Source organism: Pseudalkalibacillus sp. JSM 102089 (assembly GCF_041366475.1).
GTDB lineage: Bacteria > Bacillota > Bacilli > Bacillales > Guptibacillaceae > Guptibacillus > Guptibacillus hwajinpoensis_B.
This window is the reverse complement of sequence record NZ_JBEWYW010000007.1, coordinates 177,592-203,032: the sequence shown is the minus strand read 5'-3', so window position 1 is coordinate 203,032 and position 25,441 is coordinate 177,592. Positions and strand designations below refer to the sequence as shown.

Below are 25,441 nucleotides of genomic sequence, written 5' to 3'. Positions count from 1 at the left end.
GATGGACACACCGCTGGTGTACCAGTTGTTCCGCCAGGAGCATAGCTGGGTAGCTACGTGTGGAAGGGATAAGTGCTGAAAGCATCTAAGCATGAAGCCCCCCTCGAGATGAGATTTCCCACAGCATCAAGCTGGTAAGATCCCTTAGAGATGATGAGGTAGATAGGTTCGGGGTGGAAGCGTGGCAACACGTGGAGCTGACGAATACTAATCGATCGAGGGCTTAACCTAAACGAAAAGCGAAGTAAGCCGTTTAAATCCGACAAGCGTTGGAGGCTTTTGAGTCAGACGCGCTTTATGCGTCAGAATTAAAAGGTGAAACGATCGAGGATTTGGCTTACGTAGCTGGACATATTGGAAAGTTGTGCGTGCTATCTAGTTTTCAGGGAACACCTGAAATAAGGAAGTTCGATTAAGTGCCACCACGTCCTGTGGTGAACACCGAACGGCTAACATCCTGTTAGTCTAGTGATGATGGCGAAGAGGTCACACCCGTTCCCATGCCGAACACGGAAGTTAAGCTCTTCAGCGCCGATGGTAGTTGGGGGATCTCCCCCTGCAAGAGTAGGACGTCGCTGGGCAACTAAGAAAAGCGAGAGACCAAATGGTTTCTCGCTTTTTTGTATTCAAAAAATGTTGAAAGCTCGTAAGAGAAAAAGCTGCTGGAAAGACAATCAAAAACTTCTTCGAAAGCTTCGTAGGGGTGGGAGAAGCAAGAAATTCGAGGAAGCAAGTGATGTCAGACCGGAGTGGATATTCGTGAGATCCATGAGGATCTGGCATCGCGCAGCTGACGAAGAAGTTCGCCGCTTATCGCGCCCCGTATGAGAACACGGAAGTTAAGCTCGAGCGCCGATGGTAGTTGGGGGATCTCCCCCTGCAAGAGTAGGACGTCGCTGGGCAATGAAGAGAAGCGAGAGACCAAATGGTTTCTCGCTTTTTTATATGTTTTTTCACGTTCGCGGAATAAATCTCAAATTCGTGGGATTATCATGGAAAAGCACGGAATTATATAAAATATCTCGGAATCACCTTTCATTTCTAAGTTATTCACCTGATTCATTCACCATCCTCGTATTAAAAGTCCTGCATCTCAAAAAACTACATTAAAACTTGGAAATCTAACGAGTAATATTTCATAAGTAGGATGATGGGAGAAGCGAATTGCTTCTTTTTTTTATGTTGATCTTGCTGATTGTCAGTTAATCTAACATATTATTTTCAAATGATTTCATCTAGGAAATAGAAATTGTATACGCAGTCAAAACCTTATATGTTAAGGATTTTAGGTAGAAGAGAAGGCATAACTTAAAATAAGATTTTAACACAAAACATCCAAAACATATTTTTTAACTTACTATTTTATGTATAATATGAATTATCTTAATTTTCGGTTTCTATGTGCGGGAGGAGAAATTTCTTTGAAGCTAATGGCGAGAGAACAAGAAAAATTGATGATCGTTGTGGCGGCAGATTTGGCGAGAAGAAGACAGGAGCGAGGGTTAAAGCTCAATTACCCGGAAGCTATTGCGATTATTACATATGAAGTACTTGAAGGGGCGAGAGATGGGAAGAGCGTTGCAGAATTGATGCAGTATGGAAGAACGATTTTAGCAAGAGAAGATGTAATGGAAGGTATCCCAGAAATGGTCACAGATATTCAGGTAGAAGCTACTTTTCAAGATGGAACAAAATTAGTAACCGTTCACGATCCAATTATATGAAAGGGGTTCTGAGCATTGATTCCAGGTGAATATAAGTTAAGATCTTCTTCTGTTACATGTAATGTTGGGAAAGAATCCATTGAAATTGAGGTAACCAATATTGGCGATCGGCCAGTGCAAATTGGATCTCATTTTCATTTCTATGAGGTAAATGATGCTTTAAAGTTTGAACGTGACCTTGCTTTTGGGATGCATTTAAATATTGCTGCAGGTACTGCTGTCCGCTTTGAACCTGGGGATGCTAAAGAAGTCACGCTAGTCGCGTTTTCAGGTGATCGAAAGGTGTTTGGACTTAATAATAAAACAAACGGTTCGTTAGATAGAGAGGTAGATCAATGAGTTTTGAACTTTCAAGAAAAGCGTATTCTGATATGTTTGGTCCGACGGTTGGGGATCAAGTTCGGTTAGCAGATACAGAATTGTTTGTTGAAGTAGAACGAGATGAAACTTCTTATGGTGATGAAGTGAAATTTGGTGGCGGCAAGGTGATTCGCGATGGAATGGGTCAACATCCACTTGCTACGAGAGGCGAATCTGTAGATCTTGTTGTAACGAATGCGTTGATCATTGATTATACGGGGATCTATAAAGCGGATATCGGTGTGAAGGATGGTCATATTGCTTCAATTGGAAAGGCAGGTAACCCTTATTTGATGGACAGCATTGATATAGTGATTGGTGCTTCTACAGAGGTTATTGCGGCAGAAGGAATGATTGTAACAGCAGGTGGAATTGATTCTCATATACATTTTATATGTCCACAATTAATCGAAACCGCGATCGAGTCTGGAATTACAACGATGCTTGGAGGAGGGACAGGTCCAGCGACTGGGACAAATGCAACAACTTGTACTCCAGGGGAATGGAACATTCACCGTATGCTTGAGTCAGCAGAAGCTTTCCCTGTTAATCTTGGGTTTTTGGGCAAAGGAAATGCTTCAGGTGAAGAAGCTTTACGCGAACAAATAGAAGCGGGTGCGATAGGCTTGAAGCTTCATGAGGACTGGGGAACGACGGCAGCTTCCATTGACACGGCATTAACCGTGGCGGATGAATATGATGTTCAGGTCGCGATTCATACCGATACATTAAATGAGGGCGGTTTTGTAGAAGATACGTTGAACGCGATTGATGGGCGCGTCATTCATACATACCATACAGAAGGCGCAGGTGGGGGACATGCCCCAGATATTATTAAAGCCGCTTCTTATGAGCATATCCTTCCATCCTCGACGAATCCTACTAGACCATTTACAACAAACACAATTGCGGAGCATCTTGATATGCTGATGGTTTGCCATCATCTTGATTCTTCCGTACCGGAGGATGTGGCATTCGCTGACTCAAGGATTCGAAAAGAAACCATTGCTGCAGAAGATATTTTGCATGACATGGGTGTCTTCAGCATTATTAGTTCAGATTCACAGGCAATGGGACGAGTTGGAGAAGTGATTTCAAGAACGTGGCAAACGGCGGATAAAATGAAAAAGCAACGTGGGGCATTACCAAAGGGTTCAGAAAACGATAATGAGCGGGTGAAACGTTATATTTCGAAATACACGATAAATCCGGCCATTGCCCATGGTATATCAGACGAGGTGGGGTCCATAGAAGTAGGGAAACTAGCGGACTTTGTTCTATGGAAACCTGGTTTTTTCGGAGTAAAGCCCGAACAGGTCGTTAAAGGGGGGATGATTGCTTGGAGTGTAATGGGGGATCCGAATGCATCCATTCCTACTCCTCAACCAGCTCTCTATAGGCCGATGTTTGGCCAATACGGGAAAGCGAAATTCAGAACCTCCATTACCTTTTTATCACAATCGGCTATTGAAAAGGGTGTTCATAACCAGCTTTCGCTGCAGAAAATCATTCGTCCTGTTCAGAATATTCGTAAGCTAAAAAAGAAAGACATGAAGTACAACGGTGAGACTCCTGATATTCAGGTGGATCCGCAAACGTATGAAGTCTTGGTGGATGGTGAGCTAGTTACGTGCGAACCGGCAACGAGCGTACCGCTTGCACAAAGATACTTTCTATTTTGAGGTGGTAAACAGATGATCATTAGTGAGATAAAAGGAAACATTCGTGACGAAAAGGATACGCTACCGCATGTAGAAAGAGTTTATCTTCGAAGTGATGAACTTGTGAAACGAATTCAGCGAGTAAAGACCGATCACGGAAAAGAGCTTGGGATTAAACTTTCTAAGCCAAAAGATTTAGTCGATGGTGATATTCTGTATCGTGCGGATGACAATATGATTATTGTCAGTGTGATGGAAGATGAAGTGATCGTTATTTATCCTAATTCTTTGAAACAAATGGGAGAAGTCGCTCATATGCTAGGCAATCGCCATTTGCCAGCACAATTTGAAGGAGATGAGATGATTGTGCAGCATGATTATCTAGTTATTCAGTTGCTAACAGAATTAAATATCTCTCATGTGATTGAAAAACGAAAAATGAAAGTAGCTTTTAAATACATTGGGCATGACTAATGCACTCTTTCCGATCCTTCAATTAAGTGATTCTCAGTTTCCGTCGGGGGCCTTTTCGCATTCGTTTGGAATTGAAACATATATTGCAAATGGCACCATTCATGACTCTTCTACATTTCAACAAGTTCTTGAGCTTTTTTTAATGAACCAGCTAGTTTATACGGATGGACTTGCCTGTCGATTAGCGTATGAAGCCTTAGAAGTGGATGACACGGATCGTCTATGGGAGCTGGATCAATCACTGTATGCGTTGGGGATGGCTAGGGAGACCCGAGAAGGGAACAGAAGAATTGGTAATCGCTTAGTTAAGGTAGTTTCCGCCCTTTATCCGAACGCGATATTTAATCAGTATATGGATGCAATGAAGGAGAAAAAGGTGTACGGCCATGGGGCACTGGTATTTGCGATTGTATGTTATCACCTTGGTATTGATGTTGAAAGTGCGGTTTCATGCTACGGATTTGCAACTGCTTCGTCACTCGTTCAAAACGCCGTTCGAGGCGTCCCGCTTGGTCAAACAGAAGGACAGCAAATTCTTGTTTCGATTCAGCCACTTTTAACAGATTGTGTGAAGCAGATCATGTCTCTTGAAGACAGTGACTTTGGGATAGGCGCTCCTGGCCTTGAAATTGCACAAATGAAGCATGAGGCGATCAATGTTCGTCTATTTATGAGTTAATGAAGAAAGGATGATTGAAAAATGAGTGAGCCTATACGAATAGGAATTGGCGGACCAGTTGGCGCTGGCAAAACACTATTAGTGGATCGCTTAACAAGAGCGATGAATAACGAATTTAGTATGGCTGTCATCACAAATGATATTTATACGAAAGAAGATGCGATGTTTTTGAATAAGAACGGGATTTTGCCTTCGGACCGCATCATCGGCGTAGAAACAGGAGGATGTCCGCATACGGCGATTCGAGAAGATGCATCGATGAACTTTGCTGCTATTGATGAATTGAATGAACGTCATGAAGATCTTGATCTCATTTTTGTTGAAAGTGGTGGCGATAATCTAGCTGCAACTTTCAGTCCTGAGCTTGTTGATTTTTCGATTTATATTATAGATGTGGCGCAGGGAGAGAAAATCCCCCGTAAAGGCGGTCAGGGGATGATTAAGTCGGATTTGTTTATTATTAATAAAACGGATCTTGCTCCATATGTTGGCGCCAATCTTGATATCATGCGAGAGGATACGTTGAAATCAAGAGGAGATCGTCCATTTTTCTTTACTAACTTAAAGAATGAAACTGGCGTTAGTGATGTTGTACAGTGGATTAAGGAACAGGCGTTTTTTGTAGGACTTGAGCAGTGACCTACACAGGTTATCTCAAGATAGAAGCAACTGATCGATACGGGAAATCCGTGCTTTCGGATGCTTACTATAACGGTGTTTTTAAGATTTCACGCCCTACTTACAATGAGGATGGACTTCCTCTGTTGCAAATGATTCATGTAGGTGGAGGATATGTAGACGGTGATACGTATTATACGGAGATTCTTGTGAAGGAGAAGGCTCGGTTAGCTGTTACAACCCAGGCTTCCACTAAGGTTTACAAAACACCAAATAAGCAAGTTATACAAAAAGCGTTCTATAAATTAGAAGAGCATAGTGAATTACATATGAAGCTGGATCCGCTCATTGCTTATCGGGATGCTCGCTTTACGCAAGAAACAGAAGTTCACATGGATGAAAGTGCTGTTTTCTTTTTGACAGACATTGTAACGCCGGGATGGTCAAAGGATGGCGTCCTCTTTCCTTATGAGTGTATAACCTCTAAGGTGAAAATCTATCAGAATAAGAACCTCAAAGTATATGATCATTTGCGGTTGAAGCCTGAAGAAGATATGAAGAGGTTGCTTCAGTTAGAGGGGAACACACATATCGGTTCATTGTACTTTATTCATTCGAACGTAACAGAGGAGTGGATAGAGAAGTTAAGAGAGTACCTTGCTTCGTTCGGTGATACTCAATACGGAATATCGTTGTTGCAGGTTCCGGGGTGCTGTTTCCGAATTCTTGCGAAGCGAACGGCACATATTGAGAAGGTTTTTGCTGCTATCGAAAGGTTTATTCATAACACCATTTACAATAGGAATGCGATTTCCTGGCGGAAGTAGTGTATATAGGAGGAAAAAATGGACGCTAGTTTATTATCAATTTTAGTGATTGGATTTCTACTTGGAATCAAACATGCTATTGAACCAGATCATGTAATAGCCGTATCGACCATTGCGAGTAAAACACGTAGTTTGTGGAAATCTTCATTAGCTGGAGTGTATTGGGGGATTGGGCATACCACCACGCTTTTCCTAGTAGGAATGCTTCTATTTCTCTTCAATACGACGATAACAGATACATGGGCGATGTCGCTTGAGATGATTGTTGGATTTATGCTCGTATTTCTAGGGATAAAAACCTTACGTACAAAAACGGCAAATACAGGATTGAAAGGAAACCAAACATACGTACAGTCTGGAGTGATCGGGTTTATCCATGGATTAGCTGGAAGTGCCGCGATGGTTTTGTTGACGATGAGTACGGTTGAAACGATGTTTCAAGGAGCTATCTATATACTAGTGTTCGGTGTAGGGACATGTGTTGGTATGCTCGGGTTTACAACCATTCTTGGACTTCCGTTCGTCGCAACGAGGAAGCAGTTAAAGCTCAACCATCGATTAACTCAAGTGACTGGGATTCTCTCGGTCGGGTTTGGATTCTATTATATTTATCGTATTGGTATAACTGATGGATTATTTAGCTTTTTATAAAGTGATTCATAATAAACAGAGACGATCGATATCGCTTATCGATCGCCTCTGTTTTTAGGTTTCATCTGATTCTACGTCTTTAATCTTTAATCGTTTTTTCTCTTCCTTCGATTCAATAAGTCGGTGAAGATGAATTAAGAGTATGCCCCTACTGTAACTCGCATCAATCGGTTTTTCGCGAACGGGGAATGGTAACTCAACGATGCGTTCGAAGGGACCGTGCTTATATTCTTCCTGAACATTACGATAGCCTTTAAGGTTCATCGCTGTTTGGCCTTTTACTTTAAGTGTCCGATAATGGATATACACGTCAACATCATCGATTTTCTTAATTCCAGGAAGATAAACTGTGCAGATGAGTTCGTTTCCGGCTTCATAGAGATTAACGAGAGGTCCATTTGATACGAACATATCCTGAAAATCCGTCCAAAAATCATCTCCCATAAATTTATTCATTTTATTGCGCCAGTCATACATTTGTCCCCAATGGTCTCCCATGAGGTCACCTCCTGGGCTTTTTGCCAGTATATGCACCGAAAAGTGGAATGTTAAAAGAACGTCACGCTGGTATAAAACCTTTTAAGGAGTGGATGGGAAAGAAATAGGGGAAGTTTGGAAAAAATAGTCGAAAATTATTAGTCAAATTCGATAAATATCGCATGCGGTTTCAGGTTTCCTCGTGTTATGCTAGGGAAAGTTCGAGTTTGAACGATAAGGGAAAAGGAGGATGGACATGCTGGATACAGGTCTTGGCATGGTATTGACCATTTTTGTTATCAATATCTTTTATGTATCGTTTCTCACGATGCGTACGATACTTACACTTAAAGGTCAGCGATACCTTGCAGCTGTTACAGGAACAATTGAGATAGCGATATATGTTGTAGGGCTTGGTCTCGTCCTCGATAATCTAGGGCAAATTCAAAACGTTATTGCATACGCCCTTGGTTTTGGTGTAGGAATTATCGTTGGCATGAAGATTGAAGAATACCTTGCGCTTGGTTATATTACAGTGAATGCCATTACAACAAAGCTTGAAGATGATATTCCCAATAAATTAAGAGATGTCGGTTACGGTGTTACACATTATCTTGCGCACGGGCGTCAGGGAGAACGTCTTGTCATGCAAGTTCTAACATCGCGTAAATCGGAGCGTAAGCTTTATCAGGCTATTGAGGAACTTGATCCTAAAGCCTTCGTTATCTCTTATGAGCCCCGTACCTTCCAGGGTGGATTCTGGGTTAGAAAAATTCGGAGGTAATGTATGGAAAAGAAAGCGAAGAAAAAGAAGTTTGAAGTTAAAGAAAATGAATCACTTTCTGACTGCTTAAAACGAATGGACGACGAAGGGTACATGCCCGTTAGACGCCGGGAAGAACCAGTCTTTAAAGAAGGCAAGGGTTCTAAAGAACCTGAGCTATGCGGTCAGAAAATTGTTTTTGAAGGAAAGTTAAAGTAAAAACCGAACATTAGACTAAATACAAAACACATCGTTCGATTTTCGTTGACAGTTGAACGTCGCTCTTGTTACTATGTAAGAGGAGCAAAAAGGATACCTCATATAATCTTGGGAATATGGCCCATAAGTTTCTACCTGACGACCATGAATCGTCGGACTATGAGGGGGAAAGTCGTGTTTTGCATTCGCAGAACAGGATGGATGTGTTTTCGCCCGAGGTAGAAGCTTCTTCTAAATAAATAGAAGAATTCTATCTCGGGCTTTTCTGTTATTTTCACACTATTTTGATTAATTAGCACCTTCATTTAAGGAGGAATAGCATGAACACAAAAGTTGGCGTCATCATGGGAAGCACTTCAGATTGGGATACGATGAAGCATGCCTGTGACATACTAGAAGAGCTTCAAGTGCCATTTGAGAAAAAAGTTGTTTCGGCCCATAGAACGCCGGAATTGATGTTTGAATATGCAGAATCAGCAAGAGAACGCGGTTTGAACGTCATTATTGCGGGAGCAGGTGGTGCCGCTCATTTACCAGGGATGGTCGCTGCTAAAACGACACTGCCAGTCATCGGCGTACCCGTACAATCGCGGACGTTAAATGGATTAGATTCGCTTCTATCAATCGTGCAAATGCCAGGTGGCGTGCCTGTTGCGACAGTTGCGATTGGAAAAGCGGGAGCGAAAAATGCAGGACTACTAGCTGCGCAAATACTAAGTACGGGTGATGAAACGATCGAGAAGAAGCTTAGCGACTATCGAAATCAGATGAAAGAAACAGTACTCGAAAGTAGTGACAGCTTATGAGGAAAACCATTTTACCCGGTAGCACAATTGGGATTCTAGGCGGTGGACAATTAGGAAGAATGATGGCGTTAAAGGCAAGAGAGATGGGCTACCAAATCGCCGTTCTCGAACCGAAAAAAGATTCTCCCTGTGGCCAGGTCTCTAATCATGAAGTGGTTAGTGGTTATGATGATTTGGATGGCGCTCGTAAGCTAGCTGATCTAAGTGATGTGATCACTTATGAATTTGAAAACATTACACACGATACTGCAAAGTGGTTGGAAGAAAATGCGTATATGCCTCAGGGTGGAGAATTGCTTCGCGTAACGCAGGATCGCTATGTTGAGAAGACAGCGATTCAGAAGTCGGGACTTCAAGTAGCACCTTTTGAAGCGGTCGATTCTCATCAAGATCTTAAGGATGCGCTCGAGAAGATCGGTTTCCCTTCAGTCCTTAAAACACGTACTGGTGGTTACGATGGAAAAGGCCAGTGGGTTTTAAAAACAGAAAAAGATGTTGAAGCTCTCTCTTTTCCTAATGTACCTTGCATTCTGGAGAGTTGGGTACCGTTTCAAAAAGAATTGTCAGTGATTGTGACACGCAGCGTAACTGGGGAAACAACAACGTTCCCTGTAGGTGAGAACATTCATGTGAACAACATTCTTCATCAAACCATCGTACCAGCTCGAGTAGACGAAGCGGTCATTACGAAAGCGGATGGAATCGGAAAGAAGATTGCAAATACCCTACAGCTTGTCGGTACACTTGCAGTTGAGCTGTTTCTTAAAGATAATGAGATTTATGTAAATGAGCTTGCACCACGACCACATAATTCTGGTCATTATACGATGGAGGCATGTGAGACATCGCAATTTGAGCAGCATATTCGAGCAATATGTGGACTACCACTTGGAAGCACTGAACTTCTAAAGCCGGTTGTCATGGGGAATTTGCTCGGTCAGCACGTCACACCGCTAATGGACAGTATAGAAGAGCTCGGTGATGCAAAGCTTCATTTATATGGGAAAGACGAAGCAAAGCCTAATCGGAAGATGGGACACATTAACTTTCTTGCACCTTCAACAGAAGAAGCAATTAAGCGAATGAACTCATGGAAGTTATGGCAGTAAAGACAAGAGACCAGGAGGACTTACAATGATTGAACGTTATACCCGCCCCGAGATGGGAGCCATTTGGACAGAAGAAAACCGCTATAACGCGTGGCTTGAAGTCGAGATCCTAGCATGCGAAGCGTGGGCAGAACTTGGCATTATCCCAAAAGAAGATGTACAAAAGATCCGTGAAAATGCCGGGTTCAATGTCGATCGCATTCACGAAATTGAAGAGGAAACGCGCCATGATGTTGTGGCATTCACAAGAGCGGTATCTGAAACGCTTGGAGAAGAACGGAAATGGGTTCACTACGGTTTAACATCAACGGATGTCGTTGATACAGCACTGTCTTATCAGTTGAATCAAGCGAACGACCTTCTGATTAAAGACATTGAGAAGTTCATTGAAGTCCTAAAGGCTAAAGCGCAGGAACATAAATACACGGTCATGATGGGAAGAACGCACGGTGTCCACGCAGAACCAACAACATTTGGTCTGAAATTGGCGCTATGGTATGAAGAAATGAAGCGTAACCTTGAACGATTCAAAACAGCTTCAGATAACGTTCGTTTCGGCAAACTATCTGGTGCAGTTGGAACATATGCCAACATCGATCCATTTATCGAGCAGTATGTTTGTGAAAAGCTTGGCTTAGAACCAGCACCGATTTCAACCCAAACGCTTCAGCGCGATCGTCATGCTCATTACATGTCGGCTCTAGCACTTGTGGCAACATCCATTGAAAAGTTTGCTGTTGAAATTCGTGGTCTACAAAAGAGCGAAACTCGTGAAGTAGAGGAGTTTTTCGCAAAAGGACAAAAAGGGTCATCCGCAATGCCGCATAAGCGTAACCCGATTGGTTCTGAAAACATGACTGGCATGGCGCGTGTGATTCGTGGCTATATGACGACAGCTTACGAGAACGTTGCTCTTTGGCACGAACGTGATATTTCTCACTCATCAGCAGAACGCGTTATTCTTCCGGATGCAACGATTGCGCTCAACTATATGCTGAATCGTTTTGCAGGAATTGTTTCGAAACTAACGGTCTTCCCTGAGAACATGAAGCGCAACATGACAAGAACATACGGCTTGATTTACAGCCAGCGCGTTCTTCTTTCTCTTATTGATAAAGGCATGGCACGTGAAGCTGCCTATGATCTTGTTCAACCAAAAGCAATGGATGCTTGGGAAAGAGGCATTCAATTTAGAGAGCTTGTTGAAGCTGACCCTAAGATTACAGATCAGCTGAGTGAAGCAGAAATTGAAGATTGCTTTGACTACAATTACCACCTAAAGCCGGTGGATATGATTTTTGAACGTCTCGGACTTTAATTAAGCATCGGAGGGGATCACCATGGAAAAGCAAACATTGTTGTACGAAGGAAAAGCGAAGAGAATTTATGCAACAGATGAAGCGGAGGTTGTCTGGGTCGAGTATAAAGACTCAGCAACCGCTTATAACGGGGAGAAGAAAGCAACAATTACAGGCAAAGGTCGCCTGAACAATGAAATTACAAGCCTGCTCTTTGATTATTTAAAAAGTGCTGGAATCCAAAGTCATTTTATTGAAAAGCTTTCTTCTACTGAACAGCTTGTGAAACGCGTTTCGATCATTCCACTCGAAGTGGTTGTTCGAAACATCGCAGCTGGGAGCTTTTCCAAACGCACGGGTGTGGAAGAAGGGAAGTTACTAAAACAGCCGATCGTTGAATTTTATTACAAGAATGATGACCTTGGTGATCCTCTTCTTACGCTTGATCATGTGTTAGAACTTGAACTTGCAACAGAAGAAACCGTTCAAGAATTAAAAGAACGCGCGTTAAAGATCAATACGCTATTACGCGAATACTTCCTTGAGCGTGACGTGAAGCTCGTTGATTTTAAATTAGAGTTTGGTGTAACACCGGAAGGCAAGATTATGTTGGCGGATGAAATCTCTCCAGATACTTGCCGCTTATGGGATAGTAAAACGAATGAGAAACTAGATAAAGACGTGTTTCGAAGAGATATTGGAAATTTGACAGAAGCGTACGAACAAATTTTAACTCGCCTGGGGGGGCTCCGAATCATGTACAAAGTAAAAGTCTATGTAACGTTAAAAGAAAGTGTTCTAGATCCACAAGGAAGTGCCGTAAAGAATTCATTGCACAGTCTTTCATATCATGAAGTGGAAGACGTACGGATCGGGAAATACATGGAACTCACAGTGAAAGATACGGAAAACCTGGATCAGCGAATTAAAGAAATTTGCGAAAAGCTTCTTGCGAATACGGTTATTGAAGACTACACCTACGAAATCGAGGAGGGAGTCGCACAGTGAAATTTGCGGTGATTGTGTTCCCGGGTTCTAACTGCGATGTGGATATGTATCACGCCATCAAAGATGAGCTTGGAGAAGAAGCGGTTTATGTCCGGTACGATGAGCAAAATCTAGCAAACTATGATGCGATCCTTCTCCCAGGCGGTTTCTCTTACGGCGATTACCTTCGAAGTGGTGCCATTGCACGCTTTGCACCGATTATGACTGAGGTCGTGAAGGCAGCTGAAGCAGGGAAGCCAATTCTAGGTGTTTGTAATGGATTCCAAATTCTCTTGGAAGCAGGTCTGTTACCAGGAGCGATGAAACGAAATAAGAACTTGAAGTTTATGTGCCGACCGGTTACACTTCGCGTTCAAAACAATGAAACGATGTTCACTTCAACTTATGAAAAAGAAGAAGAAATCACGATTCCAATCGCACATGGTGAAGGTAACTACTATTGCGACGAAACAACACTTACTATGCTGAAGAATGAAAACCGTATTGCCTTCACATACGCGGATAATCCGAACGGATCAGTGGAAGATATAGCTGGAATCGTAAACGAAAAGGGCAATGTCCTCGGGATGATGCCTCACCCTGAACGAGCGGTAGATGAGCTTTTAGGAAGTGCAGATGGATTAAATCTATTTAAATCGATACTACGCAACTGGAGGGAATCCCATGTCACACATGCATGAACCAACACCTGAGATGATTAAAGACCAAAAGCTCTATAGTCAGATGGGTTTAACAGATGACGAGTTCGGTATGGTGGAAGCGATTCTCGGCCGTACACCGAACTATACGGAGACGGGGCTATTTTCTGTTATGTGGTCGGAGCACTGTAGCTACAAGAATTCAAAGCCAGTGTTAAAAAAATTCCCTGTTACGGGTGAGCGCGTTCTTCAAGGTCCTGGTGAAGGAGCTGGAATCGTTGATATAGGTGATGAACAGGCGGTGGTATTTAAGATTGAAAGCCATAACCACCCGTCAGCTATCGAGCCGTATCAAGGTGCTGCAACAGGAGTTGGCGGCATTATCCGTGATGTCTTTTCGATGGGTGCACGTCCTATTGCCCTTCTTAACTCGCTTCGTTTCGGAGAGCTGAGCAATCCAAAAGTGAAGTATCTTTTTGAGGAAGTTGTAGCCGGTATTGCAGGATATGGAAATTGCATTGGTATTCCAACAGTTGGTGGGGAAGTTCAGTTCGATTCTTCTTACGATGGAAATCCTCTTGTAAATGCGATGTGTGTTGGCTTAATTGATCATAAAGACATTCAGAAAGGGATCGCATCAGGAGCTGGGAACACGGTCATGTACGTTGGCGCGAGCACGGGACGTGACGGGATCCACGGCGCAACCTTCGCATCTGAAGAATTGACAGATGCTTCTGACGAAAAGCGTCCTGCCGTTCAAGTTGGGGATCCATTCATGGAAAAGCTTCTGCTTGAAGCATGCCTTGAACTTGTTCACTGCGAGTCACTTGTCGGTATTCAAGATATGGGAGCAGCTGGACTAACGTCTTCAGCTTCCGAAATGGCGAGTAAGGCAGGCATGGGACTTGAAATGAATCTTGATGAAGTGCCACAGCGTGAAAAAGGAATGACGCCATACGAAATGATGCTTTCTGAATCTCAGGAGCGTATGCTCGTTGTTGTGAAAAAAGGTCATGAAGATGAAATTAAAGCTATAACAGATCGCTGGGGTCTTTTAGCGAAAGAGGTTGGTGTAGTAACGGAAGATAAGCGATTCCGTCTCCTTCATAAAGGAGAAGTCGTTGCGGACGTTCCTGTGGATGCATTAGCAGAGGAAGCACCTGTTTATCACAAACCATCTCGTATCCCAGAATATTATATTGAAAATCAGCAGCTTTATAAGCCAATTCCAAATGTGGAAGACGCGAAGGAAATGCTCTATACCTTGTTAAGTCAGCCGACAATTTCAAGTAAGGAATGGGTTTTTGATCAGTACGACTATATGGTGCGAACAAATACAGTTGTGTCACCTGGGTCAGATGCCGCTGTTGTTCGAGTGCGTGGAACAAACAAAGGGTTAGCGATGACAACGGACTGTAATTCCCGTTATTTATATCTTGATCCTGAAGTAGGCGGTCAAATTGCAGTTGCAGAAGCAGCGCGTAACATTGTCTGCTCGGGTGGCGAGCCACTAGCGATTACAGATTGCTTAAACTTCGGTAACCCTGAGAAGCCAGAGATCTTTTGGCAAATTGAGAAAGCGACAGACGGAATGAGTGAAGCGTGTCGTATGCTGAACTCACCAGTTATTGGTGGGAATGTCTCACTTTATAATGAAACAAACGGCATCGCTGTTTATCCAACACCGGTTGTTGGAATGGTTGGCCTTGTCCACGATCTGGATCATGTGACAACACAAGCCTTTAAAGAAGAAGGAAACTTAATATATATGCTAGGTGAAACGGGAGAAGATTTTGGCGGTAGTGAGCTTCAAAAGTATCTTGATGGTAAGATCTCAAGTCAAGCTCCTACACTTAATCTTGAAATTGAAAAAGAACGTCAAAACCAACTTCTAACAGCGATTCAAGATGGACTTGTTGAATCAGCTCACGACCTCGCAGAAGGTGGCCTTAGTGTTGCACTTGCGGAATCGCTCATTGGAACAGAATTTGGTGCTAATGTACGGATTGACGGAGATACGACAACAGATCTTTTCAGTGAAACACAATCTCGTTTTCTTGTAACCATCAAGGGGGAACATCAGCAGGCATTTGAGCAGCGTACAGGAGCGAAGCTGATCGGTGAAGTAACCGGTACTGGCGTATTAACGATTATGCACGAAGATGAAACGCATATTTTCGATGCTCCGGTTCAAGAGCTTGAAGCAGCCTGGAAAGGAGCTATTCCATGTTTGGTGAAATCAAAGGCTTAAATGAAGAGTGTGGCGTATTTGGTATCTGGGGTCACCCTGATGCTGCTTCGCTAACGTATTACGGACTGCATAGTTTACAGCATCGTGGCCAGGAGGGAGCGGGCATTGTCACAACTGACGGTGATCGCCTCTATCATCATAAAGGACTTGGACTAGTGAATGATGTGTTTGGACCTGGTGATCTTGATCAGCTTAAAGGCAATGGTGCGATTGGTCATGTGAGATATTCGACAGCGGGTGGCGGCGGATATGAGAATGTTCAACCCCTTGTATTTCGCTCGCAGAATGATGGTCTTGCGCTTGCGCATAACGGAAACCTTGTAAATGCGAATGCTCTTAAGCATCAGCTTGAAGGACAGGGAAGCATTTTTCAGACGACTTCAGATACAGAGGTATTGGCTCACCTTATTAAACGAAGCGGCTACTTGAGTCAGCGTGAAAAGGTTAAGAATGCTCTTACAATGGTGAAGGGTGCTTATGCCTTTATTATGATGACAGAGAAAGAAATGATGGTGGCGCTAGATCCACATGGCTTAAGACCACTATCACTTGGTATTTTAGAAGGGGCTTATGTTGTTGCTTCAGAAACGTGTGCGTTTGATTTAATCGGTGCGGAATATATCCGTGACGTGCAGCCAGGTGAGCTTTTGATTATTAGTGAGAACGGACTTGAATCAGAGAGGTTCTCGTCTTCAATCTCACGTGCGATTTGCTCGATGGAATACATTTATTTCTCTAGACCGGATAGTAACATTGAGAATATTAACGTTCACACAGCACGTAAACAGCTTGGTAAGCAACTCGCTAAAGAAGCCCCGATTGAGGCAGATATTGTAACCGGAGTGCCGGACTCAAGTATTTCAGCAGCAATTGGCTATGCTGAAGAATCTGGTATTCCATATGAAATGGGATTAATTAAAAATCGCTATGTTGGCAGAACCTTTATTCAACCTTCTCAAGAGTTGAGAGAACGTGGTGTGAAAATGAAGCTTTCGCCTGTTCGAGGAGTTGTTGAAGGTAAGCGTGTTGTTATTGTCGATGATTCGATTGTACGTGGTACAACTAGCAGACGAATCGTGACGATGCTTCGAGAAGCGGGGGCAAAAGAAGTACACGTTCGAATCAGTGCGCCACCAATTATTAGCCCATGCTACTACGGCATTGATACATCCAATTCGGGTGAATTAATAGCGGCGAAGATGAGTGTAGATGAGATGTGTGAAGAAATTGGAGCCGATTCCCTGACGTTTCTGACAACGGATGGGATGACTACAGCGATTGGAAGAGAAGAAGACGGCTCATCGTGCGGTCAATGCCTTGGCTGTTTTACAGGAAATTATCCGACTGAAATTTATCCTGATACCGTACATCCTTACGAAAAAGTCTAACTGAAGGAGGCCGTTATGGCACAAGCATACAGGCAGGCAGGCGTTAATATAGAAGCAGGTTATGAAGCGGTAGATCGGATTAAACCGCATGTGAAAAAAACGATGCGTAAGGGAGTTATGGGAGGACTTGGTGGCTTTGGTGGCATGTTCGATCTGTCAGAACTCAATTATGAGAAGCCAGTTCTCGTTTCAGGGACGGACGGAGTAGGCACGAAGCTCATGCTTGCGATCCAACTCGATCAGCACGACACAATTGGGATTGATTGTGTTGCGATGTGCGTAAATGATGTTGTCGCACAAGGCGCAGAACCGCTCTATTTCTTGGATTATATTGCAACCGGTAGGCTTGCACCAGAGCGGATCGAACAAATTGTGAAAGGCGTTGCAGAAGGCTGCTCACAGGCAGGATGTGCACTCATTGGTGGTGAAACGGCTGAAATGCCTGACATGTACCAAGAGAATGATTATGACCTTGCTGGCTTTACAGTTGGCGCTGTAGAGAAGTCTCAGTTGATTACAACAGAGAATGTGACAGAAGGTGATGTTCTCATTGGCCTCGCATCAAACGGTATTCATAGTAATGGCTTTTCCCTTGTACGTAAAGTGCTTCTCAAGGATAATGATATGGATTTGAAAGCGTCATATAACGAACTTGGTATGACGCTTGGAGATGCTTTGCTGACACCGACGCGTATCTATGTTAAACCTGTTCTAAATGTTCTTCAATCTAACACTGTTCATGGGATTGCACACATTACAGGCGGAGGTTTTGAAGAGAATATTCCGCGTATGCTTCCTGAAGGGCTGGCTGCACAAATTGATTATGGTTCATGGCCGGTTCCTCCTATTTTTGATTTGATCGAAAAGAAGGGAAGTCTCGCTCGTAAGGAAATGTTTACAACATTTAATATGGGTATCGGGATGGTCCTTGCTGTTCCAGAAGATGTTGCGGTTAATGTCATCAAAGCACTTGAGCAGGATGGTGAGCGTGCTTACATGATTGGACGCGTTGTAAAGGGAGAAGGAATCGAATTCGGAGGCGGTGACTTGTCGTGAAGAAGCTAGCCGTATTCGCATCTGGGAGCGGCTCGAACTTTGAAGCGATTGCCGCAGCGATTGAAAAGGGACAGCTTGAAGCAGAAGTGGCACTCGTAGTCTGTGATCGTCCTGGAGCTAAGGTTGAAAAAAGGGCAGAACGCTTTGGCATTCCTGTCCTTTCCTTTTATCCTAAATCGTATGAATCGAAAGCTGACTTTGAAACATTTATTCTTCAGCAGTTACATGATGCTGGTATTGAGTGGATTATTCTCGCAGGTTATATGAGGTTAATCGGTCCAACATTGCTTCAAGGCTTCGAAGGAAGAATTGTGAATATCCACCCATCTCTTCTTCCTTCTTTCCCCGGAAAGGACGCAATCGGACAAGCATTTGAAGCAGGTGTTAAAATCACAGGCGTAACCGTTCATTTCGTGGACGAGGGAATGGATACCGGAAAAATCATTGATCAAGACAGTGTTCGGATTGATGAGGGCGACACGAAGGATGACCTGGCAAGTAAAATCCAGGCAGTAGAGCATCTTTTATACCCTGCCGTCATCCGTTCCCTTCTTTAGGAAAAAAACAAAAGGTAGTAGGAGGAATCATTATGGCTATTAAACGGGCGTTGATTAGCGTTTCTGATAAAACAGATATTACAGCATTTGCAAAAGGACTTGCGGACAAAGGGGTTGAGGTGATCTCAACAGGGGGGACAAAGCGTGCTCTAGAAGAAGCTGGTGTAGACGTGATTGGCATCTCTGACGTAACTGGTTTCCCAGAGATTCTAGATGGTCGCGTAAAAACCCTTCATCCAAACGTACATAGTGGTCTTCTAGCTGTGCGTGATAATGAAGCTCATCAGAAACAGTTGGATGATCTTAATATCAAGCCAATTGATCTTGTTGTTGTGAATTTATATCCTTTCCAGGAAACAATCGCAAAACCAGATGTTACTTATGAAGAAGCAATTGAAAATATTGATATTGGCGGACCGACGATGCTTCGTTCTGCTGCAAAAAATCATCGGGACGTAACAGTTGTAGTGGATCCTTCTGATTACAATCGGGTTTTGCGACAAGTTGAAGAAAATGGTGATACAACCGGAATTCTTCGTCGTGAGCTTGCCGCAAAAGTATTTCGCCATACAGCTTCATATGATGCTGTGATTTCGGAATATTTAACTGCTCAATCAGGAGAAGAAGAACCTGAGTCACTTACGGTAACATTTGAACGGAAACAAACGCTTCGCTATGGTGAAAACCCCCATCAAAAAGCTGTTTTCTATAAAAAACCTTTATATACTGGAGCTTCACTTGCTTCAGCAGAGCAGTTAAATGGTAAAGAGCTTTCTTATAATAATATTAACGATGCCAATGCGGCGCTTAATATTGTGAAGGAATTTGATCAGCCGGCTGTTGTAGCTGTGAAACATATGAACCCGTGCGGAGTTGGTACTGGTGAAACGGTTGTAGAAGCTTATCAAAAAGCATATGAAGCTGATTCCACTTCGATTTTCGGTGGAATTGTCGCGATTAATCGTGAAGTGGATGAAGCAACAGCGCTTAAGTTAAAAGAAATTTTCCTTGAAATTATTATGGCACCTTCGTTTACAGAAGAAGCTTTAGCTGTGTTAACCAAGAAAAAGAACCTTCGCTTATTGAAGCTTGATGTTTCTGCCTCTCCTGCGATTGAACATCAGTTAACTTCCGTTAATGGTGGCCTTTTACTTCAAGAGCGTGATCGTTATGGATTCGATGAAGCTGATATTTCGGTTCCAACCGATCGTGAACCGACAGAAGAAGAGTGGGAAGCACTGAAGTTAGCATGGAAAGTTGTGAAACATGTGAAATCAAATGCTATCGTTCTAACGAAGAATGACCAAACGATTGGAATTGGTGCAGGACAAATGAACCGTGTAGGTGCTGCGAATATTGCCATCGAGCAAGCAGGTGAGAAGAGCAGGGGATCAGTTATGGGTTCAGATGCTTTCTTCCCAATGGATGATACTGTTGAAGCAGCAGGTCGCGCTGGCGTAACAGCTATTATTCAACCTGGCGGCTCCATTCGCGATGAGGACTCCATCAAGAAAGCGAATGAATACGGCATTACAATGGTCTTTACTGGCATTCGTCATTTTAAACATTAAGAGGAGGTTTTTCGAGTGAAGGTATTGGTAATTGGTCGCGGTGGCCGCGAGCATGTAATGGCATGGAAAGCGGCGGAAAGCAGCCTTGTTGATCAAGTCTTTGTCGCTCCTGGTAATGCAGGTATGACGGATGTTAGTCAGCTTGTGGCAATTGAAGAGAGTGATCATGAGGAACTTGTTGCCTTCGCAAAAAGGGAAAACATTGATTTAACGCTTATTGGCCCTGAACAACCTCTTCTCGACGGGATTGTAAATCGCTTTGAGGAGGAAGGACTGCGTGTATTTGGCCCAAGACAGGAAGCAGCCTTGATTGAGGGAAGTAAAACGTTTGCTAAAGAATTAATGGTTGCGCATAACATTCCTACCGCATTTTCTAAATCCTTCACTGACTATATCGAAGCGAAAGCTTATGTTGAAAAAGTCGGGGCGCCGATCGTCCTAAAAGCAGACGGACTTGCTGCAGGTAAAGGTGTTGTGGTGGCAATGTCACTAGAGGAAGCACTTGAAAGCCTTCATGATATGATGGAGAACAATCAGTTTGGTGCTGCTAGTGAACGTGTTGTAGTAGAAGAATTTCTAGAGGGTGAGGAATTCTCTTTAATGGCTCTTGTCGAAGGTGATCGTGTTTACCCACTTGTTATTTCTCAAGATCATAAACGTGCTTTCAATGGTGACGAGGGTCCAAATACAGGAGGGATGGGAGCCTATTCTCCTGTTCCGCAAATTTCTCAAGATACTGTGGATCATGCGGTTGAGACGATTTTACGTCCTGCAGCAAAAGGAATGAAATCAGATGGCCGCTCCTTTACCGGAATTCTCTATGCTGGCCTTATGTTAACAGTTAATGGACCGAAAGTGATTGAATTTAATGCGCGCTTTGGTGATCCAGAAACGCAAGTCGTTCTCCCAAGAATGACATCAGACTTCGTCCAGGCTATCCTTGATCTCCTCGAGGGTAAAACACCTAAGCTTGAATGGAGCGAACAGTCCGTTATTGGTGTTGTCGTTGCTTCAGGTGGTTACCCAGGTAGCTATGAGAAAGGCAAGGCGATTACTGGGCTTGATCAGGTTGGATCAGAGTCTCTTGTTTTTCATGCCGGAACAAAACAAATCGGTGGAAAGCTAGTAACAGACGGAGGTCGTGTACTACTTGTTGCTTCTGCAGGTGATGATTTGAGAGAAGCGAGTCAGGTGGTATATAAAGAATTAGAAAATGTAAAAGTAACGGAAGGCTTCTATCGAACAGACATTGGGCATCGCGCTATTTCACACGTTTCTTCCTAATGTAGGCGAATGTAATCGCAACGATACTTCCAATAATCATCGTATAAATTAACCATGTATCTGTTATATACTCGAGCATAAATAGACCTCCTTTTGATAAGGTAGATGAAACTTCCCTGAATGCAGGGAAGTTTTTTTATGAAAACGTTAAGAAGGATTAATCACTCTTTCAAGTGCCGTTTCATCTGCATCAAGTTTTTCATCGGGAGTCATGAGGTCAACGATGGGGCAATACCTCGTATGTCCTTCAGCTACTTTCATGGCACCGATTGCGGCGATTATCCAGGCTGATTTGGATTCTTCTTTCGAAAGCTTTGCGGTTGAATAAGCAAGAAGTGTGAATCCAGTAGCCAGTCGAATAAAGGCATTCATCATACTAATGTTTGGCTTCAATTGAAAAACTCCTTTCTTCATTCACAAATCTAAAGTAGCAACGTGTCGAAATTATGTTAAAATAAAGAAAACTTCTTGAAGCGGGTGATGGTTTTGGCAAAACGAAAAAATTTATGGACAAAGCAGCAATTACGACAACACGTTCAAGTAGTGTCTGGAGAACTGCCTCCATCGATCGTTTTTTACAATGCAACATATTTAAATAATGGACTTAAAAAATGGATTACATCGAATATATGGGTTTATGAAGATCGTATTGTGTACGTAGGCGATGATCTCCCTGAAAAGCACCCGTCAACTGAATGGATTGATTGTAATGGGAAATATCTCGTGCCAGGTTATATTGAACCACATGCACATCCATTTCAACTATATAATCCCCTTACACTTGCGCGATATGCATCGCAGCGGGGGACAACAACAATGATGAATGATAACCTTTTATTCCTTCTAGGTTTGACAAAAGAGAAAGCGCTTACATTGATTGAGAATTTAGATGAGTATCCCGTTTCGATGTATTGGTGGGCGCGATATGATTCTCAAACACAGCTTCTCGATGAAGAGGCCATTACGAATAAAAATATGAAGGAATGGCTGGCCCACCCACTTGTGATACAGGGTGGAGAGCTTACCGCATGGCCTGATGTTCTCGGAGGAGATGATGAAATATTAGAATGGATGCAGGAGACGAGAAGACTCGGTAAACCAGTGGAAGGACATCTCCCTGGTGCTTCTCTCGCAACATTAACGAAGATGGGGCTTCTTGGCGTTTCGTGTGATCATGAAGCGATGACAGGAGAGGAGGCGATTCGTCGCTTAGAGATGGGTATGATGACGTCCCTCCGTTATTCTTCGATAAGACCTGATCTACCTGTCATTCTCGAATCATTGCTGAAGAAAGGAGTTACTTCCTTTGACCGCGTTATGATGAATACAGATGGATCGACGCCTTCATTTCTGGAAAATGGCACAACGGACAAGTTAATTGCAATAGCACTTGAGAAAGGAGTCCCTTCAGAAGATGCGTATTCTATGGTGTCATATAATGTTGCAAACCATTACGGTATAAGCGATACGCATGGTATGATAGCACCGGGTAGAGTGGCTCACATTAATATTCTTGCATCAAAAGAAGATCCGCTTCCGGTCTCTGTTCTAGCGCGTGGAAAATGGTTAAAGCGCGATCGTGATGAAGTAGAACAGGATTGGTCTTTTGATTGGGAAGGTCATGGGCTTTCTCCACTTGATAATTCGTGGGAAATCCAATCAAACGATTTAACTTTCTCTGGTCCGGCAGGAATTGAAATGGTGAATGCTGTTATTACAAAGCCTTATAATCTCTCTGTCGAGACGTCCGTTGAAGAGCTACCTTCAGGTTCTGATGAAAGCTTTATGATGCTTCTCAGTCGTGAAGGGAAATGGCGTGTAAATACGATCATTAAAGGCTTCGCTAATCAAGTGAAAGGGTTTGCAAGCAGCTTTTCAAATACGGGTGATTTTATTATCATTGGGAAAAATAAAGCGGATATGATGACAGCTTTTAATCGAATAAATGAAATTGGTGGGGGGATCTCTCTTGTAGAAGATGGAGAAGTTATATCCGAAATTAAACTTCCTCTCATGGGCAAAATGTCTGATCTTCCACTTGAAGAACTAATCAAAGTTGAAAAGAGAATGATACAAGAACTAGAAGATAGAGGCTACTTATATAAAGATCCCGTTTATAGCTTGTTGTTCTTTTCTTCAACACATTTACCTTTTATTCGATTGACGCAGCAAGGAATTTATGATGTGAAAAGGAAAATGGTACTTTTTCCTTCGATAATGCGTTAAACTATAACAAAGTAACCTCTTAACGGAGTGAAGTGCATGATTTTATTCGGTTGAATTGTTAAAATGAATATAAAGCTGTAAAAATAGCACATCAAGATGAACGTTACAGAATGCAACATATAGACGAAACATACTTAAGTAAGGAGAGTGGATTTAGAATGCAAATTGATAAACTTCGAGGTAAGACACTTGACCAACTTTTTGAAGCGATTCTTTCATTGAAAGATCTTGAAGAATGCTATTTATTCTTTGATGATCTAGCGACTGTAAATGAGATACAATCGCTTGCTCAGCGTTTGGAAGTAGCAAGAATGCTACGTGAAGGGTTTACGTATCATAAAATTGAAACAGAAACAGGCGCAAGCACCGCAACGATTTCCAGAGTAAAGCGCAGCTTAAACTATGGAAACGATGGCTATCAAATGACGCTTGATCGTGTTCACAATAAAGAGTAGAAAATGAGCCGGCTTCCGGCTCATTTTTGTTTTGGTTGGCGTGTTGGTGGATATTTGTCTTTTCGCGGATATATTTGAGAAATCGCGGAAATAATGATCGATTTCGCGGATAAAATTAGATTATCGCGGAATTATCGAGGAAATCGCGGAATTATGGATTTTAAATGGTTGCAGATGTTTGTGAAGGCTAAACGAGCGCTTCCGCTTTTTGTAGATCTAGCTGTAGTGGGCAGGTCCTCGATCGCTTCACCATTTCATCCGAACACAAAGGACGTGTTCAAATGAAATGCCTCCAGCGCTTGTCGGACCTAAACGCCCACTTCCGCTTTTCATGATCCAGCTGCAGCCTCCAGACCCTCTGTCACTTCACCCTCCAACTCGAACACAAAGACCGTGTTCAATTTGGAGGGCTCCAGTGCCTGGCGGGTCTAAACGGAGGCTTCCGCTTTTCATTATCCAGCTACAGCGCCCAGCCTCTCGATCGCTTCACCCCATAAAATGAACACAAAGACCGTGTTCTTTTTATGGGGCTCCAGCGCTTGTCGAGGCTAAACGGGCGCTTCCGCTTTTAGGGTATTCTTTGATATAATCCAATTTATGAGGAAAAGTGGGAGGAAGGGTTAGGATGTTTGATTTTCGAGAGTGGAAGCATGTGTTTAAGCTGGATCCGAATAAGGAGATAGAGGATTATGATCTTGAGGCGATTTGTGAGTCTGGGACGGATGCGGTGATTGTTGGTGGTAGTGATGGCGTTACGCTTGATCGGACTTTAGATTTACTTGCTAGAATTCGCCGTTACGCGGTACCATGTGCTCTTGAGGTATCCACTGTTGAGGCAGTGACACCAGGATTTGATTTTTATTTTATTCCGACAGTGTTGAATACGGAAGATAGCCGATGGGTGACCGGATTACATCATGAAGCTGTGAAAGATTTTGGTGAAATCATGAACTGGGATGAAATTGTGATGGAAGGGTATTGTATTTTAAACCAGGATTCTAAGGTTGCTCAGTTAACTTCTGCTCATACTAATCTAGATGAAGCTGATGTTCTTGCTTATGCTCGGATGGCAGAGAAAATGTTCAAACTGCCCATTTTTTATGTTGAATATAGCGGAACATATGGAGATGCAGAACTTGTTCGGAAAGTGAGCCAGGTTCTTGACGATACGAAACTTTTTTATGGTGGCGGAATTGACTCTCCTGAGAAAGCGAAAGAAATGGCAGCTTCTGCAGATACGATTATTGTCGGGAACGTCATATACGATAATATGAAGCAGGCGATAAAAACTGTTGCTGCTGTGAAAGGAAATTGATTCTCTCCTGTCGATCAGGTAAAATA

The 25,441-nt window shown here is 42.9% G+C and carries 27 protein-coding genes, 2 rRNA genes, 1 pseudogene and 1 riboswitch; of the genes and pseudogenes, 27 read left to right on the top strand and 3 right to left on the bottom strand.

Annotated features, from left to right (window positions below):
- The 10 genes from ABVF21_RS16010 to ABVF21_RS15965 form a co-directional block, all read left to right on the top strand.
- Window positions 1-231: ribosomal RNA gene (locus ABVF21_RS16010) — 23S ribosomal RNA — on the top strand; the annotation flags it as partial.
- 233 nt (window positions 232-464) lie between these two features.
- Window positions 465-581 (top strand): 5S ribosomal RNA (gene rrf, locus ABVF21_RS16005).
- An 840-nt stretch (window positions 582-1,421) separates the two neighbouring features.
- Entirely contained in the window at window positions 1,422-1,724 is a 303-nt protein-coding gene (locus ABVF21_RS16000; protein ID WP_303533629.1) for an urease subunit gamma, read from the top strand.
- 15 nt (window positions 1,725-1,739) lie between these two features.
- The gene (locus tag ABVF21_RS15995) at window positions 1,740-2,063 is read left to right on the top strand and encodes an urease subunit beta (RefSeq protein ID WP_303533631.1); all 324 of its coding nucleotides are present in this window, start codon (window positions 1,740-1,742) and stop codon (window positions 2,061-2,063) included.
- Entirely contained in the window at window positions 2,060-3,766 is a 1,707-nt protein-coding gene (gene ureC, locus ABVF21_RS15990) for an urease subunit alpha (RefSeq protein WP_303533633.1), read from the top strand. Before ABVF21_RS15995 ends, ureC begins: the two co-directional genes overlap by 4 nt.
- Before the next feature lie 12 nt (window positions 3,767-3,778).
- The gene (locus ABVF21_RS15985) at window positions 3,779-4,219 is read left to right on the top strand and encodes an urease accessory protein UreE (protein ID WP_303533635.1); all 441 of its coding nucleotides are present in this window, start codon (window positions 3,779-3,781) and stop codon (window positions 4,217-4,219) included.
- Window positions 4,212-4,898 carry an urease accessory protein UreF gene (locus ABVF21_RS15980; protein WP_303534001.1) on the top strand — a complete coding sequence of 229 codons (687 nt, stop codon included), beginning with the start codon at window positions 4,212-4,214 and terminating at the stop codon, window positions 4,896-4,898. Before ABVF21_RS15985 ends, ABVF21_RS15980 begins: the two co-directional genes overlap by 8 nt.
- Before the next feature lie 21 nt (window positions 4,899-4,919).
- On the top strand, window positions 4,920-5,537 hold the full coding sequence (gene ureG / locus ABVF21_RS15975) for an urease accessory protein UreG (RefSeq protein WP_303533638.1): 618 nt from the start codon (window positions 4,920-4,922) through the stop codon (window positions 5,535-5,537).
- Window positions 5,534-6,343 (top strand): urease accessory protein UreD, encoded by an 810-nt coding sequence (locus ABVF21_RS15970; protein ID WP_303533640.1) that lies wholly within the window; start codon window positions 5,534-5,536, stop codon window positions 6,341-6,343. Before ureG ends, ABVF21_RS15970 begins: the two co-directional genes overlap by 4 nt.
- Window positions 6,344-6,361: 18 nt before the next feature.
- Entirely contained in the window at window positions 6,362-6,994 is a 633-nt protein-coding gene (locus ABVF21_RS15965) for an urease accessory protein UreH (RefSeq protein ID WP_303533642.1), read from the top strand.
- Window positions 6,995-7,048: 54 nt separating this feature from the next.
- On the opposite strand, the gene ABVF21_RS15960 is transcribed toward ABVF21_RS15965, so the two are convergent.
- Window positions 7,049-7,492, bottom strand: a complete 444-nt coding sequence (locus ABVF21_RS15960; RefSeq protein WP_194222445.1) for an Hsp20/alpha crystallin family protein — start codon at window positions 7,490-7,492, stop codon at window positions 7,049-7,051.
- Window positions 7,493-7,727: 235 nt separating this feature from the next.
- On the opposite strand from ABVF21_RS15960, the gene ABVF21_RS15955 reads away from it, so the two are divergent.
- The 14 genes and pseudogenes from ABVF21_RS15955 to purD all read left to right on the top strand — a co-directional run bounded on the left by ABVF21_RS15955 (window position 7,728) and on the right by purD (window position 21,419).
- Window positions 7,728-8,255, top strand: coding sequence for a DUF2179 domain-containing protein (locus ABVF21_RS15955; RefSeq protein ID WP_194222444.1), 528 nt, complete (start codon window positions 7,728-7,730; stop codon window positions 8,253-8,255).
- Window positions 8,256-8,258: 3 nt separating this feature from the next.
- Complete coding sequence (locus ABVF21_RS15950; RefSeq protein ID WP_303533645.1) at window positions 8,259-8,453, top strand: NETI motif-containing protein; 195 nt, start codon at window positions 8,259-8,261, stop codon at window positions 8,451-8,453.
- Between the two features lie 78 nt (window positions 8,454-8,531).
- Window positions 8,532-8,633, top strand: a riboswitch (purine riboswitch).
- Window positions 8,634-8,773: 140 nt separating this feature from the next.
- Window positions 8,774-9,259 (top strand): 5-(carboxyamino)imidazole ribonucleotide mutase, encoded by a 486-nt coding sequence (gene purE / locus ABVF21_RS15945; RefSeq protein WP_371018570.1) that lies wholly within the window; start codon window positions 8,774-8,776, stop codon window positions 9,257-9,259.
- Entirely contained in the window at window positions 9,256-10,368 is a 1,113-nt protein-coding gene (gene purK, locus ABVF21_RS15940; RefSeq protein WP_371018569.1) for a 5-(carboxyamino)imidazole ribonucleotide synthase, read from the top strand. Before purE ends, purK begins: the two co-directional genes overlap by 4 nt.
- A 25-nt stretch (window positions 10,369-10,393) precedes the next feature.
- The gene (gene purB / locus ABVF21_RS15935; protein ID WP_303533653.1) at window positions 10,394-11,686 is read left to right on the top strand and encodes an adenylosuccinate lyase; all 1,293 of its coding nucleotides are present in this window, start codon (window positions 10,394-10,396) and stop codon (window positions 11,684-11,686) included.
- 22 nt (window positions 11,687-11,708) lie between these two features.
- Window positions 11,709-12,413 (top strand): annotated as a pseudogene (purC, locus tag ABVF21_RS15930) (phosphoribosylaminoimidazolesuccinocarboxamide synthase); the annotation flags it as partial.
- A 9-nt stretch (window positions 12,414-12,422) separates the two neighbouring features.
- Window positions 12,423-12,674, top strand: a complete 252-nt coding sequence (gene purS, locus ABVF21_RS15925; protein ID WP_098446125.1) for a phosphoribosylformylglycinamidine synthase subunit PurS — start codon at window positions 12,423-12,425, stop codon at window positions 12,672-12,674.
- Window positions 12,671-13,354 carry a phosphoribosylformylglycinamidine synthase subunit PurQ gene (purQ, locus tag ABVF21_RS15920; protein ID WP_303533656.1) on the top strand — a complete coding sequence of 228 codons (684 nt, stop codon included), beginning with the start codon at window positions 12,671-12,673 and terminating at the stop codon, window positions 13,352-13,354. Before purS ends, purQ begins: the two co-directional genes overlap by 4 nt.
- Window positions 13,338-15,563, top strand: coding sequence for a phosphoribosylformylglycinamidine synthase subunit PurL (purL, locus tag ABVF21_RS15915; RefSeq protein WP_371018568.1), 2,226 nt, complete (start codon window positions 13,338-13,340; stop codon window positions 15,561-15,563). The genes purQ and purL overlap by 17 nt, the downstream gene beginning before the upstream one ends.
- Window positions 15,539-16,951, top strand: coding sequence for an amidophosphoribosyltransferase (gene purF / locus ABVF21_RS15910; protein WP_303533661.1), 1,413 nt, complete (start codon window positions 15,539-15,541; stop codon window positions 16,949-16,951). The genes purL and purF overlap by 25 nt, the downstream gene beginning before the upstream one ends.
- A 15-nt stretch (window positions 16,952-16,966) precedes the next feature.
- On the top strand, window positions 16,967-18,007 hold the full coding sequence (gene purM / locus ABVF21_RS15905) for a phosphoribosylformylglycinamidine cyclo-ligase (protein WP_303533663.1): 1,041 nt from the start codon (window positions 16,967-16,969) through the stop codon (window positions 18,005-18,007).
- Window positions 18,004-18,564, top strand: coding sequence for a phosphoribosylglycinamide formyltransferase (purN, locus tag ABVF21_RS15900; RefSeq protein WP_303533666.1), 561 nt, complete (start codon window positions 18,004-18,006; stop codon window positions 18,562-18,564). The genes purM and purN overlap by 4 nt, the downstream gene beginning before the upstream one ends.
- Window positions 18,565-18,596: 32 nt before the next feature.
- Window positions 18,597-20,135: a bifunctional phosphoribosylaminoimidazolecarboxamide formyltransferase/IMP cyclohydrolase gene (gene purH / locus ABVF21_RS15895; protein ID WP_303533668.1), complete on the top strand. Its 1,539-nt coding sequence runs from the start codon at window positions 18,597-18,599 to the stop codon at window positions 20,133-20,135.
- Window positions 20,136-20,150: 15 nt separating this feature from the next.
- Entirely contained in the window at window positions 20,151-21,419 is a 1,269-nt protein-coding gene (purD, locus tag ABVF21_RS15890) for a phosphoribosylamine--glycine ligase (protein WP_303533670.1), read from the top strand.
- Here purD and ABVF21_RS15885 read toward each other — a convergent pair.
- Both ABVF21_RS15885 and ABVF21_RS15880 read right to left on the bottom strand, forming a co-directional pair.
- Window positions 21,397-21,498 carry an EYxxD motif small membrane protein gene (locus ABVF21_RS15885; RefSeq protein WP_336622850.1) on the bottom strand — a complete coding sequence of 34 codons (102 nt, stop codon included), beginning with the start codon at window positions 21,496-21,498 and terminating at the stop codon, window positions 21,397-21,399. The genes purD and ABVF21_RS15885 overlap by 23 nt on opposite strands.
- Window positions 21,499-21,566: 68 nt before the next feature.
- The gene (locus ABVF21_RS15880; protein ID WP_303533673.1) at window positions 21,567-21,812 is read right to left on the bottom strand and encodes a YgaP family membrane protein; all 246 of its coding nucleotides are present in this window, start codon (window positions 21,810-21,812) and stop codon (window positions 21,567-21,569) included.
- A gap of 87 nt (window positions 21,813-21,899) precedes the next feature.
- Here ABVF21_RS15880 and ABVF21_RS15875 point away from each other — a divergent pair, with 87 nt between their 5' ends.
- The 3 genes from ABVF21_RS15875 (at window position 21,900) to ABVF21_RS15865 (ending at window position 25,415) form a co-directional block, all read left to right on the top strand.
- Window positions 21,900-23,645 carry an adenine deaminase C-terminal domain-containing protein gene (locus ABVF21_RS15875; RefSeq protein ID WP_303533675.1) on the top strand — a complete coding sequence of 582 codons (1,746 nt, stop codon included), beginning with the start codon at window positions 21,900-21,902 and terminating at the stop codon, window positions 23,643-23,645.
- A gap of 158 nt (window positions 23,646-23,803) precedes the next feature.
- Complete coding sequence (locus ABVF21_RS15870) at window positions 23,804-24,100, top strand: YerC/YecD family TrpR-related protein (RefSeq protein WP_136948324.1); 297 nt, start codon at window positions 23,804-23,806, stop codon at window positions 24,098-24,100.
- Between the two features lie 625 nt (window positions 24,101-24,725).
- Entirely contained in the window at window positions 24,726-25,415 is a 690-nt protein-coding gene (locus ABVF21_RS15865) for a heptaprenylglyceryl phosphate synthase (protein WP_303533680.1), read from the top strand.
- Window positions 25,416-25,441: the final 26 nt, after the last annotated feature.